16 protein-coding genes and 2 riboswitches are annotated in these 18,239 nt (G+C 64.3%); of the genes, 4 read left to right on the forward strand and 12 right to left on the reverse strand.

Translation table 11 applies throughout. The features are described from left to right. Positions 1 to 83: 83 nt before the first annotated feature. The 8 genes from pepN to BM416_RS15680 form a co-directional block, all read right to left on the reverse strand. Positions 84 to 2,741: an aminopeptidase N gene (gene pepN / locus BM416_RS15645; protein WP_092488646.1), complete on the reverse strand. Its 2,658-nt coding sequence runs from the start codon at positions 2,739 to 2,741 to the stop codon at positions 84 to 86. A gap of 13 nt (positions 2,742 to 2,754) precedes the next feature. Next, the gene (locus tag BM416_RS15650; protein WP_065941225.1) at positions 2,755 to 3,585 is read right to left on the reverse strand and encodes a DUF2797 domain-containing protein; all 831 of its coding nucleotides are present in this window, start codon (positions 3,583 to 3,585) and stop codon (positions 2,755 to 2,757) included. Next, positions 3,582 to 3,842: a YeaC family protein gene (locus BM416_RS15655; RefSeq protein ID WP_092488647.1), complete on the reverse strand. Its 261-nt coding sequence runs from the start codon at positions 3,840 to 3,842 to the stop codon at positions 3,582 to 3,584. Before BM416_RS15655 ends, BM416_RS15650 begins: the two co-directional genes overlap by 4 nt. Positions 3,843 to 3,904: 62 nt before the next feature. Further along, positions 3,905 to 4,828, reverse strand: coding sequence for a tetratricopeptide repeat protein (locus tag BM416_RS15660; RefSeq protein ID WP_027606466.1), 924 nt, complete (start codon positions 4,826 to 4,828; stop codon positions 3,905 to 3,907). Then, positions 4,828 to 5,313 carry a hypothetical protein gene (locus BM416_RS15665; RefSeq protein ID WP_092357813.1) on the reverse strand — a complete coding sequence of 162 codons (486 nt, stop codon included), beginning with the start codon at positions 5,311 to 5,313 and terminating at the stop codon, positions 4,828 to 4,830. The genes BM416_RS15660 and BM416_RS15665 overlap by 1 nt, the downstream gene beginning before the upstream one ends. After that, positions 5,313 to 6,662 (reverse strand): ATP-binding protein, encoded by a 1,350-nt coding sequence (locus tag BM416_RS15670; protein WP_027606468.1) that lies wholly within the window; start codon positions 6,660 to 6,662, stop codon positions 5,313 to 5,315. Before BM416_RS15670 ends, BM416_RS15665 begins: the two co-directional genes overlap by 1 nt. 38 nt (positions 6,663 to 6,700) lie before the next feature. Continuing rightward, the gene (locus tag BM416_RS15675) at positions 6,701 to 7,675 is read right to left on the reverse strand and encodes a metallophosphoesterase (protein ID WP_175539072.1); all 975 of its coding nucleotides are present in this window, start codon (positions 7,673 to 7,675) and stop codon (positions 6,701 to 6,703) included. Next, positions 7,672 to 8,562, reverse strand: coding sequence for an NAD(+) kinase (locus tag BM416_RS15680; protein ID WP_003217892.1), 891 nt, complete (start codon positions 8,560 to 8,562; stop codon positions 7,672 to 7,674). Before BM416_RS15680 ends, BM416_RS15675 begins: the two co-directional genes overlap by 4 nt. 146 nt (positions 8,563 to 8,708) lie before the next feature. Here BM416_RS15680 and BM416_RS15685 point away from each other — a divergent pair, with 146 nt between their 5' ends. After that, on the forward strand, positions 8,709 to 9,656 hold the full coding sequence (locus BM416_RS15685) for a DUF1853 family protein (protein ID WP_092488649.1): 948 nt from the start codon (positions 8,709 to 8,711) through the stop codon (positions 9,654 to 9,656). Positions 9,657 to 9,782: 126 nt separating this feature from the next. Here BM416_RS15685 and BM416_RS15690 read toward each other — a convergent pair whose 3' ends face one another. Genes BM416_RS15690 through cobW form a run of 4 tightly spaced genes read right to left on the reverse strand, consistent with a single transcriptional unit; the run spans position 9,783 to position 16,263 of the window. Next, positions 9,783 to 10,385: a vWA domain-containing protein gene (locus BM416_RS15690; RefSeq protein WP_092488722.1), complete on the reverse strand. Its 603-nt coding sequence runs from the start codon at positions 10,383 to 10,385 to the stop codon at positions 9,783 to 9,785. A 53-nt stretch (positions 10,386 to 10,438) separates the two neighbouring features. Further along, the gene (locus BM416_RS15695) at positions 10,439 to 11,437 is read right to left on the reverse strand and encodes a magnesium chelatase ATPase subunit I (protein ID WP_092488650.1); all 999 of its coding nucleotides are present in this window, start codon (positions 11,435 to 11,437) and stop codon (positions 10,439 to 10,441) included. After that, positions 11,437 to 15,198, reverse strand: a complete 3,762-nt coding sequence (gene cobN / locus BM416_RS15700) for a cobaltochelatase subunit CobN (RefSeq protein WP_092488651.1) — start codon at positions 15,196 to 15,198, stop codon at positions 11,437 to 11,439. Before cobN ends, BM416_RS15695 begins: the two co-directional genes overlap by 1 nt. A gap of 3 nt (positions 15,199 to 15,201) precedes the next feature. Further along, the gene (gene cobW, locus BM416_RS15705; RefSeq protein ID WP_092488652.1) at positions 15,202 to 16,263 is read right to left on the reverse strand and encodes a cobalamin biosynthesis protein CobW; all 1,062 of its coding nucleotides are present in this window, start codon (positions 16,261 to 16,263) and stop codon (positions 15,202 to 15,204) included. A gap of 92 nt (positions 16,264 to 16,355) precedes the next feature. Further along, positions 16,356 to 16,556: riboswitch (cobalamin riboswitch) on the reverse strand. Positions 16,557 to 16,598: 42 nt separating this feature from the next. Further along, positions 16,599 to 16,804: riboswitch (cobalamin riboswitch) on the forward strand. 96 nt (positions 16,805 to 16,900) lie between these two features. Here cobW and BM416_RS15710 point away from each other — a divergent pair. Genes BM416_RS15710 through BM416_RS15720 form a run of 3 tightly spaced genes read left to right on the forward strand, consistent with a single transcriptional unit; the run spans position 16,901 to position 18,194 of the window. Continuing rightward, a complete protein-coding gene (locus BM416_RS15710; protein WP_065941218.1) occupies positions 16,901 to 17,089 on the forward strand; it encodes a CbtB domain-containing protein in 189 nt (62 codons plus the stop codon). 11 nt (positions 17,090 to 17,100) lie between these two features. Next, positions 17,101 to 17,805: a CbtA family protein gene (locus BM416_RS15715; protein WP_092488653.1), complete on the forward strand. Its 705-nt coding sequence runs from the start codon at positions 17,101 to 17,103 to the stop codon at positions 17,803 to 17,805. After that, entirely contained in the window at positions 17,802 to 18,194 is a 393-nt protein-coding gene (locus BM416_RS15720) for a cobalamin biosynthesis protein (protein WP_092488654.1), read from the forward strand. The genes BM416_RS15715 and BM416_RS15720 overlap by 4 nt, the downstream gene beginning before the upstream one ends. The last annotated feature ends 45 nt before the right edge of the window (positions 18,195 to 18,239 follow it).

Consider the following 18,239-nt stretch of genomic DNA (forward strand, 5'->3'; position numbering starts at 1 on the left):
GCAGCAAAAAAGCGCTCCTTGAACGAAGCTCCGAGGCAAAAAAACGGCCTGAACAGGCCGTTTTTTTTACCGAAGCGGTTTATTTAAGCAAGACTCTTGCTCACCACCTCGAACACATCGCTGGACAACTCACCCGACCCACGAATGCGCTCAAGTTCCGCCTTCATCAACGCCTGGCGCGCGCTGTCGTATTTACGCCAGCGGGTCAGCGGCGCCAGCTGGCGCGAAGCGATCTGCGGGTTGAACGCATTCAACTGGATCACCAGGTCCGCCAGGAAGCGATAGCCCGAACCGTCGGCGGCGTGGAAGTTGATCAGGTTCTGCCCGGCAAACGCGCCGATCAGTGCACGCACCTTGTTCGGGTTCTTGAGCGTGAACGCCGGGTGCTCCATCAACGCCTTGACCCGCTCCAGCCCGCCCGGCAACGGGCTGCCGGCCTGCACGCTGAACCACTGGTCCATGACCAACGGGTTGTCCTTGAAGTTCTCGGCAAATACCGCCAGCGCCTGGGCCTTCTCCGCTTCGAACGGCGAGTTCACCAGCACCGCCAACGCGGTAAGGCGCTCGGTCATATTGTCGCTGGTGTCGAACTGCTCAAGGGTCGCCGCCAGCACTTCGGGCTTGCCGCTGAGCATCAGGTACGACAGCGCGATGTTCTGCAAGGCACGCCGGGCGAAGTGCTCGGCCGCCGCCACATAAGGCGTCTGCTTGGACAGTTCGCGGTTGGCCTGGTAACGCAACCACAGCGGTTCATGCAGGTTGTCAGCCAGTTGCCTGCGCGCAAACTCACGCGCGGCGTGGATGGCATCCACGTCCGCGACGTCGCTGATTTCCGTCAGGTAGGCTTCGCCCGGCAACGACAGCATTTCCGCAACCATGGCCTGGTCCAGGCTTTCGTCGCTCAACACACTGCGCAAGGCCGTGATCAGGCGCTGGTCCATCTGCAACGCCTGGCCCTGCTGATGCTGGCCGATCAGTTCCTGCAACACCTGCACCGACAGCTGCTGGCCCGCATCCCAGCGGTTGAAGCCGTCGCTGTCATGCTGCATCAGGAACATCAGTTGGTCGCGGTTGTACGGGAAGCTCAGTTTCACCGGTGCCGAGAAACCACGCAGCAGCGACGGCAACGGCTGTTCGGCGATGTCGACGAAGGTGAAGGTTTGCTCGGCTTCGGTCACCGAGATCACACGGGACGTGGCGCCGGCCGTGGCTTCACCGGCCAGGCGCAAGGCAATGCCCGCGCCCTGCCCGTCCAGCAGGCCCAGTTCGACCGGGATCACGAACGGCAGTTTCTCGACCTTATCCGGGGTTTCCGGGCAGCTCTGGCGGAAGGTCAGGCTGTAGGTCTTGGCCGCAGCGTCGTAGGACTCGCTCACCGCCAGACGTGGCGTGCCGGCCTGGCTGTACCAGCGTTTGAACTGGCTGAGGTCGGCGCCGTTGGCGTCTTCCATGGCCTTGATAAAGTCGTCGCAGGTCACGGCCTGGCCGTCATGGCGTTCGAAGTACAGGTCACTGCCTTTACGGAAGCCTTCGGCACCGAGCAAGGTATGGATCATGCCGACCACTTCCGAGCCTTTTTCGTACACGGTCAAGGTGTAGAAGTTGGAGATCTCGATAAAGCTGTCGGGGCGCACCGCATGGGCCATGGGGCCGGCGTCTTCGGCGAACTGGTGGGTACGCAGGTAGGCCACGTCCTGGATGCGCTTGACCGTGGCGGAGTTCATGTCGGCGGAGAAGCCCGAATCACGGAAGACGGTAAAGCCTTCCTTCAGCGACAGCTGGAACCAGTCGCGGCAGGTCACGCGATTGCCCGACCAGTTGTGGAAGTATTCATGGGCGACGATCGCCTCGACCCGCTGGTGCGCGGCGTCGGTGGCGGTTTCGGCGCGGGCCAGCACGGCGCTGGAGTTGAAGATATTGAGGCCCTTGTTCTCCATGGCGCCCATGTTGAAATCGTTGACCGCCACGATCATGAAGATGTCGAGGTCATACTCGCGGCCGTAGGTTTCTTCGTCCCAGCGCATGGATTTTTTCAGGCTGGTCATGGCGTGCTGGCACTTGTCGATATTTTCCGGCTCGACGTAGATGCGCAGTGCCACTTCACGCTGGGTCATGGTGGTGAAACTGTCTTCGACACACCACAGGTCACCGGCCACCAGCGCGAACAGGTAGGCGGGTTTCTTGAACGGGTCTTCCCAGGTCGCCCAGTGGCGGCCGTCTTCGCCGGGGCCGCTGGCAATCGGGTTGCCGTTGGAGAGCAGCACCGGGTAGCGGTGTTGCTCGGCGATCACCGTGGTGGTGAAGGTGCTCATCACGTCCGGGCGGTCGAGGTAATAGGTAATCTTGCGGAAGCCCTCGGCCTCGCACTGGGTGCAGAACATGCTGCCGGATTTGTACAGGCCTTCCAGAGCGGTGTTGGTTTCCGGGTGGATGCGCACGCTGGTGTCGACCGTGAAGGTCTCGCGGGTCGGATGCAGGGTCAGGTGGCTGTCCGTCAGCTGGTAGTCAGCCTCGCTCAGTTCCTGGTCGCCGAGGTTGACGGTCAGCAACTCCAGTTGCTGGCCGTCGAGTACCAGCGGCGGCAGGCCGGCGCCACGCTCAGGGTTACGGCGCATCACCAGCTGCGCGTGGACCAGGCTGTGGTCCTCGAACAACTCGAAGGTCAGGTGCGTCTCTTCGATCAGGTAGTCCGGCGCCTGATAGTCCTTCAGGTAAATCATCTTCGGTTGTTCGGTGCGCATGGGTGGCATCCTTCTACTGATGCACGGCGAGCTGGTAGGCCGTGTACTTACGAATATTGATCACGCCGGTGTCGAAGATCAGGTATTGGCCCTTGATCCCCAGCAGCGTGCCTTCGGCAATCGGGTTCTTGTCCAGGTTGAAGCTGACGATCTTGGCTGGATACTGCTCCACCGGGTAGCGGATTTCCAACGGTTCGAGGTCGGTTACCGGTTGGATAGCCTGCAGGCCAAAGCGTTCCTGCAATTGCAGCAGGCCATCGGCGCAGGAGGCGAACAACTCGTCGCGCACCTGCTTGAGGTCCACCGCCGCCGCGTCGCCCTTGAGCAACGCACGCCAGTTGGTTTTGTCCGCCACCTGGCTGCGCAATACATCCTCGACAAACCCGGATTGCTGGCGCGTCGCCACGCGCATGATCGGCAGCGCCTGGCTGGCGCCCTGGTCCAGCCAACGCGTCGGCAATTGGGTGGCACGGGTGATGCCGACCTTGATGCCCGACGAGTTGGCCAGGTACACCACGTGGTCGGTCATGCAGAAAGTCTCGCCCCAGCCCGGATCGCGGCAGGTGCCGGCGTCGTAATGGCAGCGCTCGGGGCTCATGATGCACAGGTCACACTGGGCCAGCTTGGTCATGCACGGGTAGCAATAGCCCTGGCTGAAGCTGGTCTTGGTCTTGCGGCCGCAATGGCTGCAATGAATGGCGCCGAGGTATTCCAGGCGAACATGGGTGCCGATCAGGGGGTTGACCGGCACCTCGGTATCGCCCAGGCGAAACGCGTATTGAACGGTCGGCTCACCAAGTTGCGCCGACATTTTGCTGACTGCACCGCGACCAATTTCAATCAATGGATCGCATCCGACTTGAACAGGATGTTCGGCACGGTGGTCGATTTCGACTGGCATTCCTGCGTGCCCATGTAGCCGGTGCGCTGGTCTTCCGGCAGGTTCTGGATCTCCCAGGCGATCATGGCCTGCAGGGACAGTTCGCGCTGCTCGGCACTGAGCTTGCGGCCATCGGACCACTTGCCGATTTCCACGGCGAGCTTGAGGCTCGCGTAGATGTCCGGGGTGATGTTTTCGATCATTTCAGCAAAAGACGACATGTGAACAACCTCTGATAACGGTCGCTGGTTCAGCGAGTACATGGGTGACAGGGCCTGGCCCGTCAGAATTCCTTGGAGAGCTTGACCTGTACCAGCTCCTTGTCGAGCAAGCGCCGGAAGATCTGCGGCGCGGCAAAGGTGTAGGCGGCAAACGCCAGCCACACCCAGTTGACCATCTCGGCCACTTGCGGATAGCCCTGGGCCGTCAGGGTAATGACCACTACACGGTAGACCACAAACATGAACAAAAGCAGGATGATGGCGCGGGTAGCGCTGCGCTCGTTCATCCAACTGTTGAAGCGCCACCAGGTGCCGAGGAACACATTGCTGCGAGCCTTGACGGCCGTGAGCAAATGCAGCGCCGCGACGTTTGTGGCGTTTTCCTGCAGGGCCCAGATCGCGTGGTCGCGGGCGCCGTTGATGTCACCTTCGCGCAGCAACAGGTGACCAAGCACCACCACCGCGGCCGCGTTCGAAGGGTCGGCCTGCAAAGCCTGGCGGGCGAATTGATACGCCTGGTCCCAATGGCTGCTGGCGCGATGGAACTGCGCCATGGCCACCAGGTTGGCCGGATCGTCCGGCCCCAGTTCCAGGGCTTTTTCCAACGGCTCGCGGCTCTGTGCCAAACGGCCGGTCAACTGATACAGGTCGGCCAGGCAACGATAGTTCACCGGGTTGAGCGGCTCCATATCCAGCAGTTGGGTCACATGGTCCTGCGCCAGCTTGAACTTGCGTAAGGCGATGGCGACTTGCGCGGCCGCGTAATGGGCCAACGGCAGTTGTGCATCGGCGGCCAGGGCCAGTTGCACTTCACGCTTGGCGGCATGCACCCGGCGCATGTTCATCAGGCAGATCGCCAGCAAGGCGTGGGCTTCGGCCGAATGCGGGTCGCTGGCGAGCAATTGGCGCAGCGCGTCGATTGCGCCGTCGTTATGGTCGGCCTGCAGGCGTTGGTAGGCCAGTTGCAGCAGATAGTCGGTATTCATCAGCTCACCACCAGATACCACAGGGTGTACGGCAGCCATTTGACGACCATGCCTTTCAGCACGAAGCCACCAATCAACGCCAAGGGAAAACCAAAGCGGCTCAACTCGCCGCCGTAATACTGGTAAATCTCGATGGTCGCGTTTTGCTGCATGTACAGCAGGTAGCCAATGGTGAGTTTCCACACCACCAGCACCAGCAAGGCGTATTGAATTTCCGCCTGGGTCTGGAGATAACCGGCGCCCACCAGTTGCAGCAGTACAAACCCGATCACCAGGCTGCCCAGCAGCGCCACACCCGCAAGTATCCACTCGCGCACGCGCGTCGGACTGCCGACGGCAATCGAGTTGAACACAAACCACGGCAAGCCCAGCCAGGCCCCCCCAAGCATCAAGCCTAACAGCGGCCAGAACGGCGAAACCGCCCACTTGGCCAAGGCCCCCGGACGCGGTTCATCTTCGATGCGGTAACCACCGTACTGCGCCATCAGCGGCCCTTCCCGTGTTTGTCGAGGAAGGCCAGGACTTCGTCGTACTGGTTGCCTTCATTGGCGTACCGCGCGTAGTTACGCGCCGTGGTCAGCCATTCCAGGGTCGTGGCGCGCACTTCTTTCAACGCCGCCTTGAAATGCCGATCACAGATGGACTGCTCGGTGCCACTGTCGATCGAGGCCTCAATCGCTTCGTCAGCCGCAGTCTCCACCAGCTCGCTGAGGTCGGCGCCGGAGAACCCCGAGGTGTTCTTGGCCAGGAAGGCAAAGTCGATGTCGTCAGCCATGGGGCGGCCTTTCATCATCGACTTGAGCATGCTTTCCCGCGCCGGACGGTCCGGTGGCGGCACAAACAACACCCGGTCAAAACGGCCAGGGCGACGGAACGCCGAATCCACCGACCATGGCACGTTGGTCGCCGCGAGAATCAGCACGCCATGGTTGTCATTGGTGAAGCCATCCATTTCGGAGAGGAACTGGCTCACCAGCTTGGACGACGTCGACTCACGGGTATTGGCACGCTTGCCACCCAGCGCCTCGACCTCGTCAAAAAACATCACCGCCGGCGCCTGGGCCCGCGCCTGTTCGAACAACGCGTGCAACTTGCGCTCGGACTCGCCGATGTACATGTCCAGTACATCGGAAATTGCCACGTTGAAGAAGGTTGCCTTGCACTCCCCCGCCGTAGCGCGGGCCAGCATGGTCTTGCCGCAACCCGGCGGACCGTACAACAGCACACCGCCGCCGACTTTCTTGCGAAAGCGCTGGAACAGGCCCGGCTTCTGGTACGGCAGGATGATCTTTTTATGGATGGTCTTTTTCAGCTCATCCAGGCCACCGATATCGTCGAAGGTCAGGGTTTCCTTTTCCGGCACCAGCAGGCGCACCACTTCGCTCTGGTCGGTGTCGTCATTGGAGATCACGCGCAAGCGCGGGCGGCCCTCGGCACCTGGGAAGTCCACCACCGACACGTTCAAGCGGCGCCACAACGCCATATCTTCCAGGGCCGGGTTGGCATCCACCGCTGCGCGATATTCCACCTGGGCCTCTTTAAGGCGCTCCAGCGCTGCCAGGGTACGGGCCTTGAGCAGGCGCGCGGCGGGGTCTTCACCTTCGATCAAAGGCAATGCCTTGTGCGCCTGGCCGGCGGCCAGCAGTAGTTGGGCGGCCGCCAGCTTCAACGCCGGGGCGTCAGGCCACTGCTCAAGGTCGGCGGGCAACAGCTTCAGCCCGCGCTCATGCTCGCCACGCTCAAGACTGGCACCGAGCAGCAGGGTCAGCAGCGCGACGTTACCGGGAGCAGCGGACAGTGCGGCCTCCAGTTGGTCGAACGTCGAATCATCCATGGAGTTTCCTCAAAAGTGCGTTTGCAGCACGCAGGAGCTCATGTGAGCACCTCCGGCCGCTCGACATCGACCCATACGAACTTACGCGGGTCGAGGCGGGTTTCCTGGTCCAGCCGATACGCCACCAGCTTGCCGTACAGCACTGCGCTGTAGTCCAGGCACGCCAGGTTCGGGCGGATCGGCGCCGGTTTGCCGCTGCGCCAGTAATGACCGACGAACAGCAAGGGTTCGTCGGCGCCGTAGCGCAGCAGGGAGTTTTTTTCATGGGGCGACAATGGCGTGCGCGCCACCGGCTCAGGCAGTGCGTCGGGCTGGAATACGATGTCGCCGTAGGTCTTAGGGTCGTCTTCCCAGAACTTGGTGCGGAAGAACGAGCGTGTCAGGCCATCGCCACCGGTCAGCGTCAGGCCGTCCGGCAAGCGCATATCGGTGCCGCGCAGCAGGCGGTCGAAGGCGTTGCAGGCAAAACTGCCGGGCACGGCGGCGGCCTGCAGGAAGTGCTGGTCGATGCAGCCATCCGGGAACGTCGCGCGCAGCGGCTGGATAAAGCCGTCGTCCCAGCATGCATGCACCACGCGGAAGCGCCCGGCATCGACAAACAGCGGCATGTCGTAGAACCAGCCGAGGAAGTCGTGCCAGTCGGCCGGGTGCTGCTCGAACTGGGTCAGGGTCTCGTGGATCAGCCGCTCATGCCGTGGGGTGTGCTCGCGCACGAACTGCCTGCCACTGCCCGGCGGCGCCGGTGTGGCCCAACCCAGGGCATTGAACTCGTGGTTGCCCATGATGCACAGCGCCTGGCCGGCCTCGGCCATGTCGTGGACGATATGCAGCGCCTCGCGAATGCGTGGGCCACGGTCGATGATATCGCCGAGGAACACCGCCATGCGCGAAGGATGGCGCCAGGTGCCGCCCTGCTTGTGGTAACCCATCTGGTCGAGCAAGTGCTCAAGGGTATGAGCGCAACCGTGCACGTCACCAATCAGGTCGTAGCTACGCGCGGGATCGAGCATCAGTCGCCTCCACCCCCCAAGCGGCTGCCCCAGCCTAACTTGGTGCGGCACACTTCGTAGTAGTTGTGATCCAGCGGGTGGATCAAGCGCAACTTCTGTGCCTTCTTGCTCACGGTGATGGTGTCACCGGGGGCGCAGGTGAAATGGTTCTGCCCGTCGCAGGAGACTTGCGGGTAGATCTGCATGTCTTTGGACACCACGATTTTCAGCTCACTGTTGCCATCGACCACAATCGGCCGGCTGGACAACATATGGGGGTACATCGGCACGATCACAATGGCATCGAGCTTGGGGTGCATGATCGGGCCACCGGCCGACAGCGCGTAGGCGGTGGAGCCGGTGGGCGTGGCGACGATCAGGCCGTCGGCCTTCTGGCTGCACACGAACTGGCCGTCGATATACAGCTCGAATTCGATCATCCGCGTGGACTTGCCCGGGTGCAGCACCACGTCATTGAGCGCATCGCCCTGGCCGATGGCTTCGCCGTGGCGGCGCACTTCGGCCTGCAGCAGGAAGCGGTTTTCCACCAGGTAATGGCCGTCGAGCACCTTGGCCACTTCGACTTCCAGCTCATCGGGGCGGATATCGGTGAGAAACCCCAGGCTGCCACGGTTGATCCCCAGCACCGGCACGTTATGCCGCGCCAGGGCCCGGGCCGCGCCGAGCAGGCTGCCATCGCCGCCGACCACGATGACCATGTCGCAGACTTCGCCGAGCATCTTGCGCGACGAGGTTTGCAGGCCGTGGCCGGGAAGGATTTCGGCGATGGTGTCTTCGAGGATCACATGCAGGTGGCGTTCCAGCAGGAATTTTTTCAGCCGGCGGACGGTGTCCAACACCTGGGTACTGCCCAGGCGACCGATAATGCCGATATTGCGAAATTGCTCCATGGGGCTCCTGCGGGATTGGGGGTGGGGCAAAAAAGAAACGATTATGGGCGAAAGGCTGGCTCAGGCAAAATCCTTTGTCGCCGTGAAGCCTTGATGACAACGGTTCTCAGCCCCCTGCGCAACGGTTAAAAGGCTATGCTCGGACCATGACTGTGTTCCCTGATTTGCACAACCTGCCCCGCCAGCTGCGCCACCCCGAGGTGCGCGACCTGGCGTGGGTGATGCTTGCCCCACCGATGCTCGCGCAGACACCGTGGCCACAGCGCCACCCGCTGGCGGGCAGTGACTGGGTGCAGGCGCCCGACCGTCTTGAACACTGGCTACGCGCACTCGACCAGGACAGCCGTGCCTTGCAGCACTGGTTGAGCCTGTCACGCACCCGGCGCCTGGGCCTGTACTACGAACGCCTGTGGCAGTTCGCCGTGCAGCATGCGCCGGGGGTGGAGTTGCTCGCCGCCAACCTGCCGATCCGCCGCGCCGGGCACACCCTGGGCGAGCTGGACATGCTGCTGCGCGACCGCGATGGCGTGCACCATCTGGAATTGGCGATCAAACTCTACCTGGGCCCGCAGGACGGCAACGGCCAGGACACCGCGCAGTGGCTGGGCCCAGGCTGCCATGATCGGCTGGACCGCAAGCTGGCGCACTTGGCCCAGCATCAACTGCCGATCTCGGCGCGGGCAGAAAGCCGCGAGGTGTTGGCGGCCCTGGATATTCAGCAGTTTGATGCGCACCTGTGGCTCGGCGGGTATTTGCTCTATCCCTGGCCTGGACTGGCCGAACCGCCCCAAGGCGCACACCCGCAGCATCTGCGCGGGCGCTGGTTGCATCAGCGGGACTGGCGGGATTTTGTCAGCGCCAGTGCGCCAGGCCGCTGGCAACCATTGCCCCGGCATGCGTGGCTGGCGCCGGCGCATTACCCGGCGGATGAGGTGTGGAGCGAAGAACAGATGCAGGCCTGGCTGGCAGACCTTGATCCGATGGCGCCTGCGCAGCTGCTGGTGCGCATGGTGCAGAACGGCGAGGATTGGGAGGAAGCCGAGCGGCTGTTCCTGGTGGCGGATCTTTGGCCGAATGTGCCGGGGGCTGGCTGATAGAGTGTGTGGTGTATGTGAGGGCCTCATCGTGGGCAAGCCCCCTCCCACACTGACCGCATTCCAAATGGGTGTACTCGATCAAATGTGGGAGGGGGCTTGCCCACGATGGCGGTGGTACCGCCACTACAACTCATCGATATGCCGATAATCCAACTGCAACCCCGCCGCCAGCTCCTGGGCCCGCCCCAGCCTGATCGGCCCGCGCTCGATATCCACCAGCAACCCCGCACACGTCAATAACGGCAACCCGGCGATGTCCTTGAGGCGCCCATCCGTGATCACCAGCACACGCTGCTGCTCGGCCGGATAACGCTTGCGCCGCGCCACCAGCCAATGCGCGGCCTCGGTCAGCGCTGCCAGCAACGGCGTGCCACCGCCGGCGCCCAGCTGATCCAGCCAGCCCGCCAGGCCTTTCGCTGCTTTCAACCCCTGTACCTGCCACTTCGGTGCCTGGCCGCTGGCGGTCAACAACGCCATGCGCGCCCGTTGCCGGTAGGCGTCGTCAAACAGCTGGGCGAGCAAGCCCTTAGCATCGGTTAATGCACGATGCCGCCGCGTGGAGGCCGACGCATCCACGATCACCAGCCACAACTCATGGGCCGAGCGGCTGCGCAGGTGGTAGCGCAGGTCTCCACGGGAGTGCGGCCGGCCGCCGAGCAAGGTGCCCGGCCAGTTGATCGAACCCTGCTGTGCGCTGCGTGCCTTGCCCTGCCTGCCGTTGTCCAGTCGCCCCGCCTTGGGCCGGGCATCCTCCCCCGCGTCAGGTCGGGGGCGAATGCCTAGGGCTTTTTTGGCCAGGCAGGCACGTCTCGGCGAGCGCCAGTGGGCAGTGCCGGTGCGGGCATATCGCCCCATTGGCCTTGGCCGGGCGAGGTGTCCGAGGGTGTCGGCGCCTGCCCTTGATTGGGTGGGCTGGCCGGTGGGGATTGCACCTGGCGACGGTGGCGCAAGGCAAATTCCGCCACTGCTTCGATGTCTTCTTCGGCAATGGTATCCGCGCCCCGCCACGCCGCGTGGGCCCGGGCGCCGCGCAGCCAGACCAGGTCGGCGCGCAAGCCGTCGACACCGGCAGCAAAGCAACGCTCGGTGATCTGCGCCAGGGCCTGATCATCCAGCTCGATACTGTCCAGCCGCGCCCGCGCCTGGGTACAGCGCTGGCGCAGCGCCGCCTGTTGCCCGGCCCACTGGGTGCAGAACGCGGCGGGGTCGCTGTCGAAATCCAGGCGCCGCCGGATGATCTGCCCGCGCTCGGCCGGCAGCGTCTGCCCGCTCAGCGCCACGTTGAAACCGAAGCGGTCCAGCAGCTGCGGGCGCAACTCGCCCTCCTCCGGGTTCATGGTGCCGATCAGCACAAAGCGCGCCGAGTGGCGATGGGAAATGCCGTCGCGTTCGATCAGGTTGGTGCCGCTGGCGGCGACGTCGAGCAACAGGTCCACCAGGTGATCGGGCAGCAGGTTGACTTCATCCACATACAACACGCCGCCGTCGGCCTTGGCCAGCACCCCAGGGGAAAACTGCGCACGGCCTTCGCCCAGCGCGGCATCCAGATCCAGGGTACCCACCAGGCGCTCTTCGGTGGCGCCCAACGGCAAGGTGACGAATTGGCCGCTGGCCAGCAGATCCGCCAGGCCACGGGCCAGGGTGGATTTGGCCATGCCACGCGGGCCTTCGATCAGCACGCCGCCGATCTTCGGGTCGATGGCGGTCAGGCACAGCGCCAGTTTCAGGTCGTCGGCAGCGACCACGGCGGACAGCGGGAAATGCGGAGTATCAGTCATCAGCTGTCTTCTTCTATATCCAGCAACAGGTTTTCCAACGCCTCGCGGTACGCCCCCGGTTCCTGCCACAAACCCCGCTGCTGGGCTTCGAGCATGCGCTCGGTCATATCACGCAGCGCTGCGGGGTTGTGCTGCTGCACAAAGGCCCGGGTGTCAGGGTCCAGCAGGTAGGCGTCGGCGAGCAACGCATATTGATGATCGTCGATCAGCGCCGTGGTGGCGTCGAAGGCGAACAGATTGTCCACGGTCGCGGCCATTTCAAACGCACCTTTATAGCCATGGCGCTTCACGCCGTCGATCCACTTGGGGTTGGCGGCGCGGGAACGGATCACCCGGTTCAGCTCTTCCTTCAAGGTGCGAATCCTCGGCAGGTCCGGCTGGCTATGGTCGCCGTGATAGCTGGCGGCCTTGTCGCCGCTCAGGGTTTCCACGGCGGCGAGCATGCCGCCTTGGAACTGGTAGTAGTCGTTGGAGTCGAGCAGGTCGTGCTCGCGGTTATCCTGGTTCTGCAACACCGCCTGCACCTGGCTCAGGCGCTGGGCAAACTGCGTACGGGCGGCGGTGCCTTCGTCGGAGCCGCCATAGGCGTAGCCGCCCCAGTTCAGGTAGACCTCGGCCAGGTCCTCGCGGCTTTGCCACAGGCGCCCGTCAATGGCGCCCTGCACGCCCGCGCCATAGGCACCGGGCTTGGCCCCGAAGATACGCCAGCCGGCCTGTTTCGCCGCGGCCTCCGCATCCAGGCCGGAGGCCAGCAATGCCGCGCGCTCACTGCGCACCTTGGCGGCCAGCGGGTTCATGTCGTCCGGCTCATCCAGGGCCGCCACGGCTTGTACCGCCGCGTCGAACAGGCGGATCAGGTTGGCGAAGGCATCGCGGAAAAACCCGGACACGCGCAAGGTGACGTCCACGCGCGGGCGGTCCAACAGGCTGATGGGCAGGATTTCAAAATCATCCACCCGTTGACTGCCGGTGGCCCACACCGGCCGCACGCCCATCAGCGCCATGGCCTGGGCGATGTCGTCGCCACCGGTGCGCATGGTGGCCGTGCCCCACACCGACAGGCCGAGCTGGCGCAGGTGATCGCCGTGGTCCTGCAGGTGCCGCTCAAGTATCAGGTTGGCGGACTGGAAGCCGATGCGCCACGCGGTGGTGGTGGGCAGGTTGCGCACGTCAACGGTGAAGAAATTGCGCCCGGTCGGCAGCACATCCAGACGCCCCCGGCTCGGTGCGCCGCTCGGGCCGGCCGGGACAAAGCGCCCGCCGAGGGCCTCCAGCAAGCCGCGCATTTCCGCCGGGCCGCAGGCGTCCAGGCGTGGCGCCACGACGATGCGCAGGCTTTCGATCACCGCCTTCACCTCTTCCCAGCCAGGCTCTTCCAACTGTTCCAGCGGCCCTTCCAACGCCTGCTCGATCATTCGCGCCGCATACAACTCCAAGCGCTCGCGGGTATCCCCGGCGGTGCGCCACTGCTGCCCATCGATCTTCTGCAACACCGCCGGGCGTCGCCCGGTCCAGGGCTCGGCCAGGGCACAGTCCAGCGGGTCAAAACCCAGCGCGAACGCCTTGGCCAACACGCGCAGCAGGCTCGATTGCGGGCCACGGCCGTCGCCACGCGGGATGCGCAGCAAGGCCAGCAAGGTGTCGATGCGCAAGCGGCCCACGGGGGATTCGCCAAAGATGTGCAGGCCGTCGCGGATCTGCGACTCCTTCAAGTCGCACAGGTAGGTGTCGAGGCGCGGCAGCCAGATAGCAGCATCGGCGTCGCCATCCAGCTCAAGCTCCTGGTCGATGCGAGTTTCGCGCACCAGCTTGAGGATGTCTTTTTGCAGCTCGCGGGCCCGGCGCGGGTCGAGCAGTTGGGCTTCGTAGTATTCGTCTGCCAACAGCTCAAGGTCCCGCAGCGGCCCGTAGGTTTCGGCGCGGGTCAGCGGCGGCATCAGGTGGTCGATGATCACCGCCTGGGTACGCCGCTTGGCCTGGGCGCCCTCGCCCGGGTCGTTGACGATAAACGGGTAGATATTCGGCAGCGGCCCCAGCAACGCATCCGGCCAGCAGTTTTCCGAGAGCCCCACGCCCTTGCCCGGCAGCCATTCGAGGTTGCCGTGCTTGCCCACATGGATCACGCCATGAGCGCCGTAGGTGTGGCGCAACCAGAAGTAGAACGCCAGGTAGCCATGGGGCGGCACCAGGTCCGGGTCGTGGTACACCGCGCTGGCATCCACCTGGTAACCCCGGGCCGGCTGGATGCCGACGAAGGTCTGGCCCAGGCGCAGGCCGGCGATCATCAAGCGGCCGCCGCGGAACATTGGATCGTTGTGCGGGGCGCCCCATCGCTCCAGCACCGCCTGGCGGTTGGATTCAGGCAAGCGCTTGAACATCGCCTCGTAGTCGTCCAGGCCCAGGCTTTGATGACAGGGGCGCAGGTCGAGGCTGTCGAGGTCGTTGGTGACGCCGCCGAGCAGCTCATGGATCAGCGCGGTACCGCTTTCGGGCAGTTGCTCCGGCACCGGATAACCTTCGGCCTGCAGGGCGCGCAGGATATTCAGCGCGGCGGCCGGGGTGTCCAGGCCCACGCCATTGCCGATGCGGCCGTCGCGGGTCGGGTAGTTGGCGAGGATCAGGGCGATGCGTTTATCCCCATTCGGAACCCGTGCCAGCTCGACCCAACGCCGCGCCAGCTCGGCGACGAAATCCATGCGTTCGGGCGCTGCGCGGTAGCACACCACGTCCGACTGGCTGCGCTCGCTGCGCCAGGCCAGATCCTTGAAGCTGATCGGCCGGCTGATAATGCGCCCGTCCAGCTCCGGCAAGGCAATGTGCATCGCCAGGTCGCGCGGGCCCAGGCCTTGCTCGCTGGCCTGCCAGCCCGGCTGGTTATCCTGGGCGCAGATCGCCTGGATCACAGGGATATTGCGGCGAAATGGCCGCAGATGCGGGGCTTCGGGGCTGGATTGGGCAAAACCGGTGGTGTTCAGGATCACCGCCGCGCCGACCTCATCCAGCAGGTCCTCGACCACCGCCAGGCAGCCGGGCTCTTTCAAACTGGCCACCGCCATCGGCAACGGGTTAAGGCCCGCCGCCTGCAAACGCTGGCAGAACACATCGATAAAACCGGTATTGGCCGCCTGCAAGTGGGAGCGGTAGAACAGCACCGCCGCCACGGGCCAATCCGCGTGCCAATCGGTCTGCCAGTCATTGAGGCGAGGGTTGGCTTTGTGCGGGTGATAGATCGCGGTACGCGGCAAGGTCTGCGGCTCGGCCCACGGGTAATCGCGGTCCAAGTAGCCGCTGGCCAGGCAGCGGAAAAAATCCAGCGCGTTAGCGAGCCCGCCCTGGCGCAGGAAGTGCCACAGGCGGTCGCGCTGTTCGGCACTCACCGTGCTCAGGCCGCTGAGTTCCGGGTCCGGGCGGTCATCCCCCGGCACCAGGATCAGCGTAACGCCACGCTCGGCCAGCTCCACCAGACGCTCGATACCGTAGCGCCAGTAACCGATGCCGCCGTGCAGGGAAATCAGGATGACCTTGGCGTGGCGCAGCACCTCATCGACATACAAATCGACCGAGGCGTGGTTCTGCACCTGCATCGGGTTGGCCAGGCGCAGGCTGGGGTAATCCTCGGGCAACTGCTGGGCCGCTTCGGCCAACAGCGCCAGGCTGGAATCGCCGCTGCACAGGATCACCAGTTCGGCGGGGGTTTGGCCAAGGTCGGCAATATTGTCGTCCGCGACGAAACCACCGGGCTGAGTCCTGAGCAGGTGCATGGGTTAAACGCTGAGGGCAGCGCGCAGTTGCGCTTCGAGGCCCACGGCGTCCAGCTCCTGGCCGATCAGCACCAGCCGCGTGATGCGCGCTTCGTCGGCGCCCCAGGCACGGTCGAAGTGCTTGTCGAAACGCGTACCCACACCCTGGATCAGCAGGCGCATCGGCTTGTTCGGGATGGCGGCGAAGCCCTTGACCCGCAGGATGCCGTGCTGAACCACCAATTGGTTCAGGGCGTCGAGCAGCAGCGCTTCGTCGGCTTGGGGCAGGTCGATGGAGATGGAATCGAAGGCGTCGTGATCATGCTCGTCTTCACCTTCGTGGTGATGATCGTGGTGGCTATGGCGAGCGTCGATATGTTCTTCGGACCCCGCGCCCAGGCCGATCAACACGTCCAACGGCAGGCGACCGCTGCTGGCTTCGATGATCTTCACCGCCGGCGGCAGCTCTTCGGCGACTTCCAGGCGCACACGGGCCAGGTCTTCGGCGCTGATCAGGTCGGATTTATTGAGGATCACCAGGTCGGCGCTGGCCAACTGGTCGGCAAACAGCTCGTGCAGCGGCGACTCATGGTCCAGGTTAGGGTCGAGCTTGCGCTGGGCGTCGACCTGATCCGGGAACGCGGCAAAGGTGCCGGCGGCCACGGCCGGGCTGTCGACCACGGTGATGACCGCATCAACCGTGCAGGCGCTGCGGATTTCCGGCCACTGGAAGGCCTGTACCAAGGGTTTTGGCAGGGCCAGGCCCGAGGTTTCGATAAGGATATGGTCGAGGTCGCCGCGACGGGCGACGAGTTCGCGCATTACCGGAAAGAACTCCTCCTGCACCGTGCAGCACAGGCAGCCGTTGGCCAGCTCGTACACGCGGCCGTTGGCCTCTTCTTCGGTGCAACCGATGGCGCACTGCTTGAGGATCTCACCGTCGATGCCCAACTCGCCGAACTCGTTGACGATTACCGCAATGCGACGGCCCTGGGCGTTGTCGAGCATATGGCGCAGCAAGGTGGTCTTGCCCGAGCCGAGGAAGCCGGTAACGATGGTGACGGGGAGTTTGGCCAGTGTTTTCATCGGATGCCCTTTGGGGCGGGCATACGGGACGATAGACCCTGCGGCGGCGCGCAGAAGCGGATTTCGTCACCGGATCACCCCGCCCGGTTGAATTGGAAAATCGGTGGCGAGGCAGGTCTCCTGGCTTGGGGCTTGCGGGTCTTGCGACCGGCGCCGACTGCGCCTTCCCGCCGCAGTGGCAGTGGCGTGGCAGTCAGATAAACCCTTCACAGTTGCGGGGGCAGCCGCGGCTTGGACCGCGTTCCCTTCTTAGCTTCGGCCTGGGCCGAAGAACCTCGAGGGTGCAAGGCTACAGGGGCTCGCCGCATTTGACTACCGTCCCCGGCCCATGCTCTCCTACACATCTTGTTTCGGGTGCCCTTCACAGGGTGAAACGGGAAACCGGTGAGTCATGGCGTCATGACGAGTCCGGTGCTGCCCCCGCAACGGTAAGCGAGTGAAGCGTCAGATCCACTGTGCCTGTACGGCATGGGAAGGCGACGCTTTATAGACCCAGTGTCCCTCGCAAGCCCGGAGACCGGCCCGAATAACATCAAATAACAAACCCGCGGTGGGCGGGCGCTGTTAAAACCCTGCGTGCCTGGCTCGCGGGGTTTACATGCGCTCGTGTCACCCTGACACCTGAAAGGGACGCGCCATGTCGATCGTCAGCAGCACCTCGCACACCGCCAGCAGCTCCGCCACCCTCAGCCAACGCCTGACCGCCGCCATCGGTGCGTCGATCCTCGGCGCGTGCCTGGTGTATTTCGCCGGTTTCTCCCATATCGAGGCGGTGCACAACGCGGCCCACGATACCCGCCACAGCGCCGCGTTCCCGTGCCACTGAGGCCTGCCGACATGATCAAGCGTATTGCGCAAACCGCAGGATTCACCGGCTTGCTGGCCGCCCTGCTGCTGACCCTGCTGCAAAGCTTCTGGGTCGCTCCGCTGATTCTGCAGGCGGAAACCTTTGAAAAGGCCCCGGCCGCGACTGAAGTGGCTCATGAGCATGCTGCTGGCGCCGCCGCACACACCCACGACGCCGAAGCCTGGGAGCCCGAAGACGGCTGGCAGCGTGTGCTGTCGACCACCGGCGGCAACCTGGTGGTCGCCGTCGGCTTCGCCTTGATGCTCGCCGGCCTCTATACCCTGCGCGCCCCTACCCGCACGGCCCAAGGCTTGCTGTGGGGCCTGGCCGGCTACGCGACCTTTGTGCTGGCGCCCACCCTGGGCCTGCCACCGGAGCTGCCGGGCACTGCCGCCGCCGACCTGGCGCAACGGCAGATCTGGTGGATCGGCACCGCCGCGTCCACGGCGGCCGGGATTGCGCTGATCGTGTTTGGTCGCAACTGGCTGCTGAAAGTCCTGGGGGTGGCGATCCTGGTGGTGCCGCATGTGATCGGTGCCCCCCAGCCGGAAACCCATTCGATGCTGGCGCCGGAAGCCCTCGAAGCGCAGTTCAAGATCGCTTCGCAGTTGACCAACGTGGCGTTCTGGCTGGCCCTTGGCCTGATCAGTGCCTGGTTGTTCCGCCGTAACCGCGATGATCAATACTCGGCATGACCCTGGTGGTCGGCCTGGGTTGCCAGCGGGATTGTGATGTCGACACCCTGCTGGCGCTGTTCGAGAGCGCCCTCACCGCAGGCGGGGTCGAGCGCCAGCGTGTCACGGCACTGGCCAGCATCGACCGTAAACAGGACGAGCCAGGGTTACTCGCCCTGGCCCGACTGCTCGACCTGCCCTTGCAGTGCTTCAACGCCAGGCAACTGGCCGTTTACGAAGACCGGCTGAGCCACAAATCGGCGGTCGCGTTTGCCCATACCGGCTGTTACGGCGTCGCCGAAAGCGCGGCCCTGGCCCTGGCCGAACAGCTCTGCGGCGGCGCTGCCCACTTGCTGATCACCCGCCAGAAAAACGCCCAGGCCACCTTTGCATTGGCCTGCGCCGGCTAAAATCCCGATAATCGCCCGTCCCGATCATGAGCAATCTTCATGCTC

The sequence above is a fragment of the Pseudomonas sp. NFACC42-2 genome (assembly GCF_900116055.1).
In the GTDB taxonomy this organism is placed as follows: Bacteria; Pseudomonadota; Gammaproteobacteria; order Pseudomonadales; family Pseudomonadaceae; genus Aquipseudomonas; species Aquipseudomonas marginalis.

Excerpts from the sequence above, each read along its gene's own strand:
- cobN (WP_092488651.1), bottom strand. The coding sequence starts at position 15,198 with ATGCACCTGCTCAGGACTCAGCCCGGTGGTTTCGTCGCGGACGACAAT.
- BM416_RS15695 (WP_092488650.1), bottom strand. The coding sequence starts at position 11,437 with ATGACTGATACTCCGCATTTCCCGCTGTCCGCCGTGGTCGCTGCCGAC.
- BM416_RS15720 (WP_092488654.1), top strand. The coding sequence starts at position 17,802 with ATGACCCTGGTGGTCGGCCTGGGTTGCCAGCGGGATTGTGATGTCGAC.
- BM416_RS15655 (WP_092488647.1), bottom strand. The coding sequence starts at position 3,842 with ATGTCGTCTTTTGCTGAAATGATCGAAAACATCACCCCGGACATCTAC.
- BM416_RS15710 (WP_065941218.1), top strand. The coding sequence starts at position 16,901 with ATGTCGATCGTCAGCAGCACCTCGCACACCGCCAGCAGCTCCGCCACC.
- BM416_RS15685 (WP_092488649.1), top strand. The coding sequence starts at position 8,709 with ATGACTGTGTTCCCTGATTTGCACAACCTGCCCCGCCAGCTGCGCCAC.
- BM416_RS15665 (WP_092357813.1), bottom strand. The coding sequence starts at position 5,313 with ATGGCGCAGTACGGTGGTTACCGCATCGAAGATGAACCGCGTCCGGGG.
- cobW (WP_092488652.1), bottom strand. The coding sequence starts at position 16,263 with ATGAAAACACTGGCCAAACTCCCCGTCACCATCGTTACCGGCTTCCTC.
- BM416_RS15660 (WP_027606466.1), bottom strand. The coding sequence starts at position 4,828 with ATGAATACCGACTATCTGCTGCAACTGGCCTACCAACGCCTGCAGGCC.
- BM416_RS15715 (WP_092488653.1), top strand. The coding sequence starts at position 17,101 with ATGATCAAGCGTATTGCGCAAACCGCAGGATTCACCGGCTTGCTGGCC.
- pepN (WP_092488646.1), bottom strand. The coding sequence starts at position 2,741 with ATGCGCACCGAACAACCGAAGATGATTTACCTGAAGGACTATCAGGCG.
- BM416_RS15680 (WP_003217892.1), bottom strand. The coding sequence starts at position 8,562 with ATGGAGCAATTTCGCAATATCGGCATTATCGGTCGCCTGGGCAGTACC.
- BM416_RS15670 (WP_027606468.1), bottom strand. The coding sequence starts at position 6,662 with ATGGATGATTCGACGTTCGACCAACTGGAGGCCGCACTGTCCGCTGCT.